This is a genomic window from Rhizobium sp. BK399 (genome assembly GCF_014194695.1).
In the GTDB taxonomy this organism is placed as follows: domain Bacteria; phylum Pseudomonadota; class Alphaproteobacteria; order Rhizobiales; family Rhizobiaceae; genus Rhizobium.
Window position 1 is genome coordinate 542770 of the sequence record NZ_JACIAH010000001.1, and the last position, 14084, is coordinate 556853.

11 protein-coding genes are annotated in these 14084 nt (G+C 61.5%); 5 read left to right on the top strand and 6 right to left on the bottom strand.

The features are described 5' to 3' along the window. Positions 1-166: 166 nt before the first annotated feature. Complete coding sequence (locus FHT97_RS02800; RefSeq protein ID WP_183859760.1) at positions 167-1726, top strand: helicase HerA-like C-terminal domain-containing protein; 1560 nt, start codon at positions 167-169, stop codon at positions 1724-1726. A gap of 46 nt (positions 1727-1772) precedes the next feature. Here the strand turns inward: FHT97_RS02800 and FHT97_RS02805 are convergent, their stop codons facing one another. Continuing rightward, on the bottom strand, positions 1773-2075 hold the full coding sequence (locus tag FHT97_RS02805) for an alkylphosphonate utilization protein (protein ID WP_183859762.1): 303 nt from the start codon (positions 2073-2075) through the stop codon (positions 1773-1775). 416 nt (positions 2076-2491) lie between these two features. Here FHT97_RS02805 and FHT97_RS02810 point away from each other — a divergent pair, with 416 nt between their 5' ends. Next, positions 2492-4012, top strand: coding sequence for an ABC-F family ATP-binding cassette domain-containing protein (locus FHT97_RS02810; protein ID WP_183859764.1), 1521 nt, complete (start codon positions 2492-2494; stop codon positions 4010-4012). Positions 4013-4133: 121 nt separating this feature from the next. Beyond that, positions 4134-4574: a hypothetical protein gene (locus FHT97_RS02815; protein WP_183859765.1), complete on the top strand. Its 441-nt coding sequence runs from the start codon at positions 4134-4136 to the stop codon at positions 4572-4574. Between the two features lie 246 nt (positions 4575-4820). On the opposite strand, the gene FHT97_RS02820 is transcribed toward FHT97_RS02815, so the two are convergent. After that, positions 4821-5981: a hypothetical protein gene (locus FHT97_RS02820; RefSeq protein WP_210296586.1), complete on the bottom strand. Its 1161-nt coding sequence runs from the start codon at positions 5979-5981 to the stop codon at positions 4821-4823. Between the two features lie 315 nt (positions 5982-6296). On the opposite strand from FHT97_RS02820, the gene FHT97_RS02825 reads away from it, so the two are divergent. Continuing rightward, positions 6297-7265 (top strand): transglutaminase-like cysteine peptidase, encoded by a 969-nt coding sequence (locus tag FHT97_RS02825; protein ID WP_183859769.1) that lies wholly within the window; start codon positions 6297-6299, stop codon positions 7263-7265. 70 nt (positions 7266-7335) lie between these two features. Here FHT97_RS02825 and FHT97_RS02830 read toward each other — a convergent pair whose 3' ends face one another. The 4 genes from FHT97_RS02830 to FHT97_RS02845 are packed head-to-tail and all read right to left on the bottom strand — an operon-like array spanning position 7336 to position 12834. Then, positions 7336-7995 carry a ribbon-helix-helix domain-containing protein gene (locus tag FHT97_RS02830; RefSeq protein WP_183859771.1) on the bottom strand — a complete coding sequence of 220 codons (660 nt, stop codon included), beginning with the start codon at positions 7993-7995 and terminating at the stop codon, positions 7336-7338. Then, the gene (locus tag FHT97_RS02835) at positions 7996-9294 is read right to left on the bottom strand and encodes an HlyD family type I secretion periplasmic adaptor subunit (protein WP_183859773.1); all 1299 of its coding nucleotides are present in this window, start codon (positions 9292-9294) and stop codon (positions 7996-7998) included. It lies immediately after the preceding gene. Beyond that, complete coding sequence (locus tag FHT97_RS02840) at positions 9291-11453, bottom strand: type I secretion system permease/ATPase (protein ID WP_183859775.1); 2163 nt, start codon at positions 11451-11453, stop codon at positions 9291-9293. The genes FHT97_RS02835 and FHT97_RS02840 overlap by 4 nt, the downstream gene beginning before the upstream one ends. 19 nt (positions 11454-11472) lie before the next feature. After that, positions 11473-12834 (bottom strand): TolC family outer membrane protein, encoded by a 1362-nt coding sequence (locus FHT97_RS02845; protein WP_183859777.1) that lies wholly within the window; start codon positions 12832-12834, stop codon positions 11473-11475. A 517-nt stretch (positions 12835-13351) separates the two neighbouring features. Here FHT97_RS02845 and FHT97_RS02850 point away from each other — a divergent pair. Then, positions 13352-13912: a GGDEF domain-containing protein gene (locus tag FHT97_RS02850; RefSeq protein WP_246712546.1), complete on the top strand. Its 561-nt coding sequence runs from the start codon at positions 13352-13354 to the stop codon at positions 13910-13912. Positions 13913-14084: the final 172 nt, after the last annotated feature.

Here is a 14084-nt window from a genome sequence, read left to right on the forward strand (position 1 = left end):
CCTGCCGCGAAAGCGGGCTTTATCCTAGTTTTCCTTTTAATGCAGACAGTTGTCCGCACCGGGCTCCCTGCTTATAACAGGCAAACGATATTACAATGACCGTGCGGAAACGTTGCTCCGCATTTTGACGCAATCGGCGCCGACAGCCGCAGGGAGAATTTTCGAAATGCTCGAGGATGGCAAGATTTTCGTCGGCGTCAGCCGCAATCCCGATGACAGCATCAACAAGCCGGAATATCTCGACCTGAAGTTCGGGAACCGCCACGGCTTGGTGACGGGCGCGACCGGCACCGGCAAGACGGTGACGCTGCAGGTGCTTGCCGAAGGCTTTTCGAGGGCCGGCGTGCCAGTCTTCTGCGCCGACATCAAGGGCGACCTCTCCGGTATCGCCGCCAAGGGCGAGCCGAAGGATTTTCTGACCAAGCGCGCCGAGCAGATCGGCTTCGACGACTACGAGTTCGACCAGTTCCCGGTCATCTTCTGGGACCTGTTCGGCGAGAAAGGCCACCGTGTCCGCACCACTATCGCAGAGATGGGGCCGCTGTTGCTGGCCCGCCTGATGGATGCCTCCGAGCCGCAGGAAGGCGTCATCAACATTGCCTTCAAGATCGCCGACCAGGGCGGCCTACCGCTGCTCGACCTCAAGGACTTCTCCTCGCTGCTGAACTACATGGCAGAGAACGCGACGGAACTCTCCAGCAAGTTCGGCCTGATCTCGAAGGCGTCGGTCGCCTCGATCCAGCGCGCAATGCTGGTGCTGGAGCAACAGGGCGCCGAGCATTTCTTTGGAGAGCCGGCGCTGAAGATAACCGACATCATGCGGACCAACAACCGCGGCTACGGCCAGATTTCGGTGCTTGCCGCCGACAAGCTGATGATGAACCCGCGGCTTTACGCGACCTTCCTGCTGTGGCTGCTCTCCGAACTCTTCGAGGAGATGCCTGAAGTGGGCGACCCGGAGAAGCCGAACCTCGTGTTCTTCTTCGACGAGGCCCACCTGCTCTTCAACGACGCGCCGAAGGTGCTGATCGAACGCGTCGAGCAGGTCGTTCGCCTGATCCGCTCGAAGGGCGTCGGCGTCTATTTCGTGACCCAGAATCCGCTCGATGTGCCGGAAACGGTGCTCGCGCAGCTTGGCAACCGCGTGCAGCACGCGTTGCGCGCCTATTCGCCGCGCGAGCAGAAGGCGGTGAAGACCGCTGCCGACACTTTCCGCCCCAACCCTGCCTTCGACTGCGCCACCGTCATCACCACGCTCGGCACCGGAGAGGCGCTGGTGTCGACGCTGGAGGCAAAGGGCTCGCCCTCGATCGTCGAGCGGACCCTAGTCCGCCCGCCGTCCGGACGTGTCGGTCCGCTGACTGATGCGGAGCGTCAGCAGGTCATGGACAGGAGCCCGGTGCTCGGCGTCTATGATGAAGACCTCGATCGCGAGTCCGCCTTCGAGATTCTGGCGGCACGCGCGAAGAAGGCGTCGGACTCCGATGCCGCCAAGCAGGTGCAGCCGACAGAACCGACCGAGGGCAGCGCCTCGGGTCGCTGGACCCTGCCGGGCTTCGGTGACGACGACAACGAGCCGCAGGCCAAGAGCCAGGGTCGCGCCCGCTCCTCCGGCTATCAGCGTGAAACGGTCGTGGAAGCCGCGATGAAAAGCGTTGCCCGGACGGTGGCGACACAGGTCGGTCGAGCGCTCGTGCGCGGTATTCTCGGCAGCTTGAAGCGCTGAGGGAAAGGGCGTTTATCGCCCCTCCGCCCGACGACGGGCACACCACCTAGCGCTTGCGGACAAATTCCGTGCGCAGCACAAGGCCCTTGATGGCTTCGTGGCGGCAATCGATCTCTTCAGGGTTGTCCGTCAGCCTGATCGACTTGATGACCGTGCCCTGCTTCAGCGTCTGATTGGCGCCCTTCACCTTCAGGTCCTTGATGAGGGTAACGGAGTCGCCATCCCTAAGGACGTTTCCGGAAGCGTCCCGGACCTCGGTATTTCCCTGCCCTGCGGCCGCCAATTCGGAAGCCGGGCGCCATTCACCCGTCACTTCGTCATAGACGTATTCGTCGTCACCGCCTGCCATGGCGCTTCTCCTGGAGTTCAGAATTTTACCTGTCGGGGCCGCTTACAACAACCAAGCCGCCTTGCGCAAGTTGGCCTGCGTCCGCCTACTGAAGGCCCGGATACAACCGTCTCGATTGCATTTTTTCCTGCCGGATGGTATTTCGCCTATGCACTCAAAGAGAAAGGAGGGTCGCGTGCAAAATTACTATTTCCGGTTCAACCGGCAACGTGGCCCCGTCAACGCCCTGCAAATGCGTTTGCAGGGCTGACCAGAGACCGTTTCTCACAAACTTTCTTCCTGGTCTGCCTCTCGTGGCAGCAGTTCGGGCATTCGGCTCGTCTGCAATTCCTCATCCACCGAGCTTGAGCACACGCACGCGATGACGGCTGCATGCCCTCGCTCGTGTGATCGTTCGGCAAGACCAGAGCAAGATCATGACCCTTATCAATATCCGCAATCTCGGCGTCACACTTAGCGCACCGCTTTTCGCCAAACTCGACCTCGTCATCAATCCCGGCGACCGTCTCGGACTCGTCGCTGCCAACGGCCGCGGCAAGTCTACCCTGCTCCGCTGCATCTCGGGGGCACTGGAGGCAACCCAAGGCGATATCACGCGCTCGCGCGGGCTGACGATCGGCTACGTCGAGCAGGACGTGCCGGCCAAGCTGCTTGATGTAGCTTTCCACGATGCTGTCCTGCAGGCGCTGCCGGCAGATCAGCAGGCGAACGAAAGCTGGCGCGTCGACATCGTGCTCGATTCTCTCGATGTCCCGGAAGCCTTGCGCGGCCGGCCGGTCGGGCAGCTTAGCGGCGGCTGGCAGCGACTGGCGATGCTGGCGCGGACTTGGGTGATGGAGCCGGATGCGCTGCTGCTCGACGAACCGACGAACCACCTCGATCTCGCCAAGATTGCCGCCCTGGAGGATTGGCTGAATGCCCTGCCCCGCGATGTGCCTGTGATCATCTCCAGCCACGACCGCGCCTTTCTCGATGCCGTCACCAATCGTACGCTGTTCCTGCGGCCGGAGCAGTCGCAGGTCTTCTCCCTGCCCTACAGCCGGGCGCGGGCCGCATTGGACGAAGTGGATGCGGCCGACCGGAGGCGCTACGAGCGCGACATGAAGACGGCCGAGCAACTGCGCAAGCAGGCGGCGAAGCTCAACAATATCGGCATCAACTCCGGCAGCGACCTGCTTGTCGTCAAGACCAAGCAGTTGAAGCAGCGCGCCGAGAAGCTGGAGGATGCGGCCAAGCCCGCTCACCTCGAGCGATCGGCGGGTGCGATCAGGCTCGCCAACCGGGGCACGCATGCCAAGGTGCTTGTGACACTCGACGACGCGGAGGTCCGTACCCCGGATGGCATTGCGCTCTTCCGCACCGACAAGCAGTTCATCTGCCAGGGCGACCGGATCGTCCTGCTCGGGGAGAACGGCGCCGGCAAATCGCGGCTGATCGCGATGCTTCGGAAAGCGATCGCCAGCGCAGAGACGGCGCAGGACGGCATCAAGGCCACCCCTTCATTGGTGCTCGGCTATAGCGACCAGGCGCTTGCCGACTTGAAAGACAGCGATACGCCGATGGAGACGATCATTCGCCGCTTCGATGTCGGCGACCAGCGGGCTCGCGGGTTGCTGGCGGGCGCCGGTATGAGCATCGACATGCAGGTGCGTCCGGTCGGGCGGCTTTCGGGCGGCCAGAAGGCGCGGCTCGGCATGCTGGTTCTGCGGCTGGCGGAACCGAACTTCTATCTGCTCGATGAACCCACAAACCATCTGGATATCGACGGGCAGGAAGCGCTGGAGAGCGAACTCATGGCCCATCAGGCGAGTTGCCTCGTCGTCTCCCACGACCGCAGCTTCGTGCGCGCCATCGGCAACCGGTTCTGGCAGATCGAACGCCGACGGCTGATCGAAGTGGAGAGCCCGGAGCCCTTCTTTGCGGCTGCACGGCCTTAGCGTACAGGCTCGTCGCAAGAAGGCGGTGGCGAGGCATGACAACCCTCGCCCAGCGGCGAATTGCGAGGAGAGGCGATAGAGAGTACAATTTTCGACAGTCATTCGACTGGGGGACAAGGCAATGAGCAGACTGTTGATCCTGTCGGCTGGCGCCATCCTGGCACTGGCTTCCGTGGCGTCCGCCGCACCGGCTATGCAACCGCTGAAGATTTCCAAGGAATGTAGCCAGTACACCGGCCAGACGCCGAGCTTCTGCACGATTACGGAATCGAACCTCGCGGCGATCCCGGCGGGCACCAAGATCTTGTACTATGGGCCGGTGACCGGTAGCCCTCTTTTCGGCAGTAGCACGGCGGTTATTGCCGTCGGAAACGGAGACACGGCGGTCGGGTACTGCGTCACCTATGACACCGCCAGCCCGATGCAGGGAACCTGTGCGTTTCATGCCGGTAGCGGAACGCTCGCCGGTTTCCAGGCGGTCGTCAAGGTGACCGTCGACGACAAGCAAATCTATCACTGGGACGGAGGCTACCTGCTTGGCGCCGACGAGGCCGCCAAGTGAGAGCAAACGCAAGTCTGGCCGTTAGACGTGAATTCGTGCCCTGACTCCTATTTGATAGGTGACGGTGGCGGGAATCTCCGTGAGGGCTGGATTCTCGGGCGATCGGCCGCCTCTCAGGAGGGGCTGGCGTGCGAAAGCCTACCGTTATGCCGGGCAAAGGATACGCACCTGCCGGCCTATTCTCGATGCGCGGACGCCGGATGATAGCGGATTTATCCTTGGATTGATGACCCAGGAATGCGGCTATCAGAACGAGGCCGGCGTGGCGCCGAGCAAGGTGAGCTTGCCGCCGCTGAGGGAATAGAGGCTCATCTTCCGCTCCACGGTGCCGGTTGGCATCAGTCGGAAGAGACCGGTCACGCCGCGGAATCCGACTTTGCTGGTCAGGTTCTGCGCGTTCACCCCTTCCGGCCCCTTTGTCCGGACGATGCCCGAGGCGACCGCCACGGCGTCATAGCCGTAAGCCGCATCGGTGGAGAGCGTCCGCTTGTAGTGACGCTGATAGCGCTCGGCGATCATCGTCGCGCCCTCGGGCTCGACCATGGCGATCACGGTGCCGGCGACGGAGGGATTCGAGTGTGTCTGCGGCGGCCAGGCATTGGTGCCGACGAAGGTCACGTTCGTCTTGCCACTCGCCTTTACGGCGCCGGCAATGGTCGTCGTGATGACCGTCTTGCCCAGGACGAGCACGGTGTCGGCATTCTGGAGGTTGGCAGCGCTCCTTTTGACGGCGTCCGCAGCCGCAGCATCGGTCAGATCGTAACGGGTGAGCCCCAGATATGTGCCGCCGCCGGCGCGGATGGCGCTTGCCAGACGTTCCTCGCCTGCAGCCGGAAAATCAGTCTGCGCAAAAACCACCACCTTCTTGTGGCCGCTGACAGCGGCTGCCCGCACACCCTCGATGGCGCTGTCGATCTCATCGGAAATGAAGTTGTAGACATTTCCCGATGTTGGCGGCACGGGCGCGCCGAGGTTGAGCAAAGGCGGCCGCTGATCGGCAGGGATCGCGGCGACAGCCGCGGTGACGGCCGGCGATGCATAGCTAACGAGAAGCACAGAACCACGCGCCTTGGCGGCGCTCACGGCCGTCGCGGCGGCAGGCGCGCCGGAGGCTACGTCGACGACCTTCACAAAGACCTGGTTGCCGCCGAGTTCGCCGACGCCGAGGCCGGCGCCGTCACGCACGTCACGCGCAGTGCCCTCATAAATACCCGCCGTGCCCCTCGGCAGCAGCAGCGTGATTTCCGCTCCGGTTTCGCCAAAGCTCTCATCAACCTCGCTCGAAGGTGCCTTGATGTCATTAGTCTTGACGTTCTTGGCGATGCCATCGACGTCGGACTGGCATCCCAAGAGCGCACCGCAGGCGACGACGATCGACACCGCGAGGACGGATTTGATCAGTTTCAAGGGGCCGGCGCCTTCCTGAGGCGGCGCTCGCCGTGCCGCGCGTAAACCATGCGCGCGTTGCGCCTGCTCGATCGAATGCACCTTCACCGTTTCCCCACTCTCTCAATCACGGCCTTTTCCGGCCTTTTGGCAGGGGTTCATATCTGCACAAGCGACCCGCGAAAGCAAACCCTTCGCCCAAACTTGGTTGATGGACACACTAAACTTTTATGTTCTTTTGAACGGATAATTTATCCCAACCTTATCTACGCTTAAATACCTGATTTTTATAGCTGTTTTGTACGTTGTCCTCACCCAAGAAGAGGCGACGACTTCATGAAGCGCAGTATAAAAACAAACAACATTGCCGCTTTTACTCTGGCTGCATTTGCGGCCAGTGTTGCACCGAGTCTTTCCGGCGCGTCGGTCCTGCCTTCGCCACAGATTTCGGGCGCGATGTACACCGCCGATTTCGCGGCCGATGCGGCGCGCGCGCTGACCTTTGGCAGTGTTGCCAGCCTCGTCAGCCTGGCGACGAACGATATCGCAAAGACCATCGCCGCCATCGATGTGGCCGCACTGACCCGAACGCTGCAGCCCGAGCCAGCCCGCTGGGTCAAGGAGAGCGTCGCGCCGGAACAGCCGGTCGCGCGCGCGACGATTGCCGCGCCAACCGGCACTGCCGCGTTCGGAACCGTCGCCATCCCTTTCAAGCGGCTCGCCGCATTAAAGAAATTCGCACCTTCGCTGTCGGAAATGACTGATGGGACCGCCATCGACTGCAACGCGGCTCAATGCTCCGAAACGACGACGGCGATCAAGGTTGCCTTTGCCAAGACGTCGCAGTCCTCTATCCGCGACAAGTTGAACGCGGTCAACGTCACCATCAACCACACGATCCGCTACAGCCGCGACATCGACACCTACAAGGTGGCCGATTACTGGGCGACGCCGGCCGAAACCCTCTCGCGCCAGCAGGGCGATTGCGAAGACTTTGCGATCCTGAAGATGGCTGCTCTGCATGCCGAAGGCGTCGACCTCAAGGACATGTCCGTTGTCGTCCTTTTTGATCAGAGGCGTCACTTCTACCACGCGGTACTTTCCGTCGCGGTCAACGACAACCGCTTCATCCTCGACAACATGCGTGACGAGGTGCTGCCGGACACGAAACTGCCTGACTACGTTCCGCTCTATTCGATCGCGGACGGCAAGGGCTACCTCCACGGAACGCGCACCGGCGCCAAGCAAGTGGCTTCGGCCATGCCGTTGGAAAAGATCGCTCCGGGCGAAGGCATGGCGTTCTGAAGTAACCATGGCTGGGGCACCGGAAAGGCGGCTGAATTTCAGCCGCCTTTTCCATGTCCGCATTTAGCGATCAGTAGCGCGAGACGTAGCCAATCAGCATCGGCTTCTCGTGCGTCGGTGCGAGAGCCAGATTGATCTGGCCTTTCATCGAGGCCGCTCCGACGGCAATCGTGAAGCCGGTGTTCAGTGTCCTGCCTCTGTTGCGATAAAGCGTGGCGATCGCCTCGTCGATCTGTGTATCGATCGAGAACCGCAAGGTCTTCGTCAACTGCGCCGCATCGCCAAGCGGCAGGCGCTGGCGGAGCATGGTCAGGAAGGGATCGTTGAAGAGCTGGATCTTCTTTTCCTGGGTCAGCAGGATTGTCGGCGACGGCGACGCCTGAATGATGGCGTTGACGTTAGCCATCGATGAGGCGTCCTCGACTGTATCCAGCCGACGCAGCGCCCATTTGAAGCTGAGCACACGCAGCAGCGACGCAAGGTTTCCGGACTCCGGCATCTGCGAGGCGGTGTAGTGCACGAGGTCGGCAGTGCTCATCTTGCCCGCCGACGACATGCGGCCGAGGCCATCCCAGTAGATCCCCTCGAGACGGATGCCGCGACGCTCGCCGCCCCGACCGACGACCGCCCGGAAGCGCGGCTCGATCTCGTCGGCGGCGATGGCAGGCAATGGCTCTTCAATCGGCTCGAGTTTGGAGAGGGCATTGCTGCTTGGCTTGACGATCAACATCTATCGCTCCGTCAGCGCTTCGCTGCGCGCCTTGTTGATCGGTTTCATCAGGTAGCTCAGCACCGTCTTGTTGCCGGTCATGATCTCGACCGATGCGACCATGCCGGGGATGATCGGGTAGGACTTGCCGTTGCGCTCCAGGGCGGACTTGTCGGTCTTGACCTGCACCAGATAGTAGGTCTCGCCCTTTTCCTTCTCCACAAGACTATCGGCAGAGATGTTCTCGACGATGCCCTCGAGGCCGCCGAAGATCGAGAAGTCATAGGCGGTGATCTTGACGACGGCCGGCTGGCCGCGGCGCACGAAGGCGACATCGCGCGGCGAAATCTTCGCTTCAACGAGCAGCGTATCAGCGGTCGGCACGATGCCAGCGATGACGCGGCCCGGATCGACGTAGGCGCCGATGGTATTGACCTCGAGCGTGTTGACAATGCCGTCGACCGGCGAGCGGATATCGGTGCGCTTGACGCGGTCGGACGCGCCGCGGATCGTCTCGTCGACGACGGAGAGTTCGGCCAGCGCCTGCGCCTTGTCCGTCAGCGCCTGCTGGCGCAGTTCGAGGGCAAGATCGCCGAGCTGCAGCTTGGCTTCCTGCACCGCGGCCTGCAGGCGGTCTATGCTTTCCTGGTAGACCTTGAGCTGGCCTTGCTGATCGGTGAGATCGCGCTCGGTCTTCAGCACTTCCGTCTGGGCGACCAGCTTTTTCTGGGCCAACGGATGAATGAGGTCGTATTGGCGCTGCGCTCCTTCGATATTCTGCTCCAGCCGATCGATATTGGCGTGCGCTTCGCTCAGTTCGTTCTCGCGCTGGCGGACGCGTTCCTGCAACACCCCGAGCTTGTTCTGGTAACTCGCGCGATCAGCGGCGAAGAGCTTCTCCTCGTTGCTGCAGACGTCCTTGGCGACCGACATGATTTCTTCGGGGCAGACGAACGCGGCGTCGTATTGGCCGGCCTCCTCGAGCTTCAGCCGTGCAACCTTGGCACCCAGAGCCCGCGCCTTGGCAACGGACTCGCCAAGCGTGGATGTCGTTGTGGTGTTGTCGAGTTGAACGAGCAGCTGGCCTTTGCGAACCACCTGACCGAGGACGACGGCGATCTGCTGGACGACGCCGGGCTCCGAGGACTGGATGATCTGGGTCTTGGACACCGGAATGACCTTGCCCTCACCGCGGGCGATCTCGTTGATGTCAGCGATTGCCGCCCAAGCGATGAAGCTCGCAATGACGAGAGCCACCAATGCCAGCATGCCGCGGGCGAGAAGCGGAGGATTGTCGTGGCGATTGCTTGCGAGGCTCATGGCTGCGCCCCCGCTGGCTTACGCTGCATGGCTTCGATGACCGTATTCTTCGGCCCGTCGGCGATTATCCGGCCCTTGTCGACGACGATCAGGCGATCGACAAGCTCAAGCATGCTGTAGCGATGGGTGGCAATCAGAAGTGTGGTGTCGCGGCTGATCGCCTGCGACAGGCGCGCAATCAGGTTGCGCTCGGTGGCCAGATCCATGGCGCCGGACGGCTCGTCGAGAAACACGATCTTCGGTTTCGTGAGCAGCAGACGAGCGATCGTCAGCGCCTGCTTCTGGCCGCTCGACAGGTTCGTGCCGCGTTCGCCGACCGGCATATCGAAGCCGCGGGGATGGTTGCCGACAAACTCGTCGACGCCGGTCATGCGAGCGACCTCGAGGAGTTCCTCGTCGGTTGCGTCGGCACGCCCGATAAGGAGGTTTTCCTTCACCGTTCCAGAAAAGAGATCGGAAGACTGGCCAGCCACGGCGACCGCCGAGCGAACCTCGGCCATGTGATACTGACGGATGTCGACGCCGTCGATCAGCACGCGACCGCCCGAAGGGCAAAACAGCCCGTCGAGCAAGCGACCGAGAGTGGTCTTGCCCGAGCCGATGCGGCCGATGATGCCGATCCGCTCGCCGGGCTTCACGGTAAAGGACAGCTTGTTGATGACCGGATAGTCCGAGCCCGGATACTGGAACGACACGTCCTGGAAACTGAAGGCGCCGCGGGGGATCTCCCGGTTGACGAAGCCGACAGTCGACGGGCGGTCGTCGGGCTGCTCCATGATCTTGTCGAGGATGCGCAGTGACATCGTAGCCTGGCGGAAGCGCGCCAGCGTCATGGCGATCTGGCCGAGCGGCGCGCCGGCGCGGCTCGCCAGCATGACCGTCGCGACGATCGCGCCCATGGCAATCCGCCCCTCCGAAAACTCGTAGGTGCCGGCAATCACGATCAGGACGCTCACCATCTGCTGGATGAACATCGTCAGGTTGATCGCATTCGTCGAGATATGCTTGATATCCTCGCTGGTGCGGCTCGAATACTTGGTGAGCTCCTGCCAACGGCGTAGCATCGTCGCTTCGGCGCGCAGGCTCTTCAGCGTCTCGATCGTCGAAATCGTCTCCACCAACAGCGACTGGCGGCGCGATGCCTCGTTGGCGGCGGTCGCCATGCGCTTGCCAATCGCTGCTTGCGCATAGAGGCCGATGACAACCGACAAGACGAACGCCACGGCCGGGATAACCACAAGCCAGCCGGCGATCAGATAAATGACGCCGAGAAAGATGAAGACGAACAGGCTGTCGATCAGCACGCCGATGGTATTCGACGTGAAGAACTCGCGGACGAACTCATATTGCGTCACGCGGTTGGCATATTCGCCCGTCGACATCGGCCGCGAAGCGAGCGTCGAATTGAGCACCTTGTCGAAGAGCAGCTGCGAGAGGCGCAGGTCCGCCTTGCGTCCCGCATAATCGATCAACGAGGAGCGTGCGGTTTTCAGCAGGAAGTCAAAGATATAGGCGAGCGAGATGCCAGCGGCCAACACCCAAAGCGTCGGGATCGCCTTGTTCGGCAGCACCCGATCGTAGACGTTCATGGTAAAGAGCGGCGATCCGAGCGCGATCAGGTTGATGAACAGCGCCGCGACCATGACGCGGACATAGGTGCGCCAGTACGGCGCAAGCGTCGTCGCCAGCCAATGCCGCTTCTCGATCTCGACGGCATTGCCGACGAGCGCCTCTTCCGAGGCGTTCTGATAGTAGAGCGTAAAGGCAAAGGCCAGTTGCGGCTTCAGCGCCAGAAATTCTTCCCGCGTCAGGCGGATCGCGTTGCCGGCAATCGGAACGATATCCGTGACATAGGAGCCGTCCTCGGCGATCTCAAGCAGCGGCAGCACGCTGCCATCCGCAAAGGCGACGATCGCCGGGCAATCGAAATTGCCCTGGCGGCATTCACGCTCCTGATGCTTGATCACCTGCAAGCCGATGCGCTCGGCCATGCGCTCGACATCATCCAGCTCAAGCGACTCGGTCACCTCATCCGGAAGACCGGAGAAGAGGACCGTGTCGGAGCTTGGTCGGCCATAGAACGCAGCCACGGACTTGAATGCGGCTTTGAATGTCTGCAGCGGTGTGCTGCTGGAGGTCTCGAGCGCTACGTTCAGCATTGTTCCATGGCCATGTCGACTACTGCTGTCGAATTGGCGCTAGGAGGTCCAGGGGCATGCCGGCTTTCTGATGAGAATCAAGCTCGACGTATCCGGGATTCGCGACGCCCGCGGGGACAACAAACTCTTCCCGCGCATAAGGTTTGGACTGCTCGACCGGCTTCAGCTTCATCGTCTGAAGCAGATTGCCCGAGGCCGCCAGGATCTTGTACTCGGCAAACTGCGACGCGACGCGCGCGGTATCGGCGAGAACCTGTGTGTTGAAGCGGGTGTTCTGCGCATCGAGCACGTCGAGCAGCGAACGCTGGCCGACCTTGAACTGCTCGCGATAGGAACCGACAAGCTGGTTGTTGATCGAGGCCTGCTTGTTGAGGATACCGGAGAGCTCGCCACGGCTGACGCGCTCATTCCAGGCAGAGCGGACCGACTCTTCGACTTCGCGCTGCACCTGGGCGAGATTGTAACGCTGCTCGCCGGCACGGCGAATCTGCTCCTGCTCGCGAGCAACATCGATGCCGCCGCGATAAAGGTTCCAACGGGCAACGACGCGAACCTGATAGTCGTTGGTGTTGCCTTCGTCGCCGTCGATATCGTTGCCGACGCGGGCAGTGCCTTCGAGGTTGACCTTCGGCATGTAGTTGGCGCGCGCGCCGCGAACGCCGGCATCGGCCGCATCGACATCAGCATTGGCCGAATAGATGCGCGGACTGTTCTTGGCGGCGACGAACACCGCATCGTTCAGTGTCTTCGGAACGTACTTGGCGACCGATGGCGGCGTCTGCGTATTGGTGATCGGCTCGCCGACGACCTGGAGGAAGCGGATCTTCGTCTGCTCCAGCTCTTCCAGCGCTTCGCGCAGGCGCGCCTTGGCGGCCTGCAGACGCTCGCTGCCCTGGAGGCGGTCGGCATCCGTCAGGGCGCCGCCCTTGATGCTCTCGTCGATATCGCCGACCATCTGCGAGTGGAAGGCAACGTTCTGCTTTGCAGCTGCAACGATCTGGTTCTGGAGCACGTATTCCAGGTAGTCCTGCGTCACTTCGAGGGCGAGCGACTCAGAGCGTTCGAGGACCCGAAAGGAAGCGCCATCGACGCGCGAGGCCTGCTGCTGCACCTGAGCGCGACGGCTGCCACCATCGTATAGTGTCTGCGAGATCGTCAGACCAACATCGCCCGGAGACAGATAGTCACTATCATCTCGCAGCGACCCGGAGCTGGCGTTCGACAAGCGACGTCGCCCGATCCCGCTCTCCAGATCTACGGAAGGCAAGTATAGACCACGCGCCTGGCGCAGTTCAAACTCGACAGCTTCACGATCCTTCGCAGCCTGCAAGATCTGCGGGTTCGTTTTCATCGTCTTTTCGATGGCCTGCTGCAGAGACATTGCATTGGCATCAGCATAAAACGAAAAACTTAAAGCAACCGTCGCAGACAATGCTGCAAAAATTCTTTTGGCCTTAAACAAGATCGATGCCCCTCAACATCAAAGATTCACACGGCGTACCCGTATACCAAAGACTGTTCTTCGGCAAATAAGTAACACCAATCTTTCCACATTCCAATTACGACCGCGAGCATTCGTCCCAAAACAGTTAATCGCGGTGGACAACTGCCTAAAGCAAGAATTTTACAGGATTTTTTAACGGGGGTTTTGCCCGGACCTGTTTATCTGGTACTACTTTCAAACGGACATGACCGCGATGAATCTAGGCCAGCGTTACTCTTCAGCCACAATCGTTTCAGCTCTTCGGATCGCCACCCTCGGCGCTGTCTGCTTCGCGGCCGGATCCGTCGGCGTTTTACTTATCTTAAACCTTCTCGTGCCGGATCGACCAATTTTGGTGGGATTTGTCGGCGCAAGCGTAATTTCGCTTTTTGTTGCATTTCCGCTGCTCTTGATCTTGCAGTTCAAGGTCGCCGAACTCAAAAAACTACAGGAAACCGTTAACTATACTGCGCGCCACGACGCCGTAACGAAGACGCTGAACGGAACGGCCTTTGCCGCGGCCGTCGAACACTACATCGACCGACGCAAGCGAATCGCCACCGACGCCGGCGGCGTGATGATCGCCGTGGTCGTCGATACGCTGGACGAGATCAGCCGGCGCTACGGCCCGCAATGGGCCGATACGGTCATGCAGTCGCTGGCCGCCATCATCCAGTCCTCGGTCAGAAAGGGCGACCTTGTGGCCCGTCTTGCCACCAACGAACTCGGGGTGTTCCTGCCGGGCGCTACCGTCGAGAACGCCCAGGATGTCGGCACCCGTATCCGCCGGCGGGTGGCGGAAGCGTCCTTCTCTGACGAAGGCACCCCAATGAGCATCGGCATCCGTCTCGGCGGCGCGGTCTTCGAGGGGCCGACGGATTTCAACCACATCCGCCAGCTCGCCGACGAAATGGCCATGCAGCGCGGCGGCGACAGCGACGAGGCGATTCCGATGTCACGACTGCCGGCCGCTTGAGCTGATCGGTCCACGGCCAACAGTCCGGGGCGCCGACAGGGCGCGCCGGACTGCTGACAGAGCCGTCAGCTCGATTGATTTCCGGAGTTAGTCATTGCCGTCATACCGGCCTGGTGCCGGTGTCCAGCGTGACCAAGCCCTTGATCGCGAAGGGCTCTTTAGCCGCGCAGAC

Bases quoted from the DNA above. Each gene is read 5' to 3' on its own strand.
- FHT97_RS02800 (WP_183859760.1), top strand. From the start codon at position 167: ATGCTCGAGGATGGCAAGATTTTCGTCGGCGTCAGCCGCAATCCCGAT.
- FHT97_RS02805 (WP_183859762.1), bottom strand. From the start codon at position 2,075: ATGGCAGGCGGTGACGACGAATACGTCTATGACGAAGTGACGGGTGAA.
- FHT97_RS02810 (WP_183859764.1), top strand. From the start codon at position 2,492: ATGACCCTTATCAATATCCGCAATCTCGGCGTCACACTTAGCGCACCG.
- FHT97_RS02815 (WP_183859765.1), top strand. From the start codon at position 4,134: ATGAGCAGACTGTTGATCCTGTCGGCTGGCGCCATCCTGGCACTGGCT.
- FHT97_RS02825 (WP_183859769.1), top strand. From the start codon at position 6,297: ATGAAGCGCAGTATAAAAACAAACAACATTGCCGCTTTTACTCTGGCT.
- FHT97_RS02830 (WP_183859771.1), bottom strand. From the start codon at position 7,995: ATGTTGATCGTCAAGCCAAGCAGCAATGCCCTCTCCAAACTCGAGCCG.
- FHT97_RS02835 (WP_183859773.1), bottom strand. From the start codon at position 9,294: ATGAGCCTCGCAAGCAATCGCCACGACAATCCTCCGCTTCTCGCCCGC.
- FHT97_RS02840 (WP_183859775.1), bottom strand. From the start codon at position 11,453: ATGCTGAACGTAGCGCTCGAGACCTCCAGCAGCACACCGCTGCAGACA.
- FHT97_RS02845 (WP_183859777.1), bottom strand. From the start codon at position 12,834: ATGTCTCTGCAGCAGGCCATCGAAAAGACGATGAAAACGAACCCGCAG.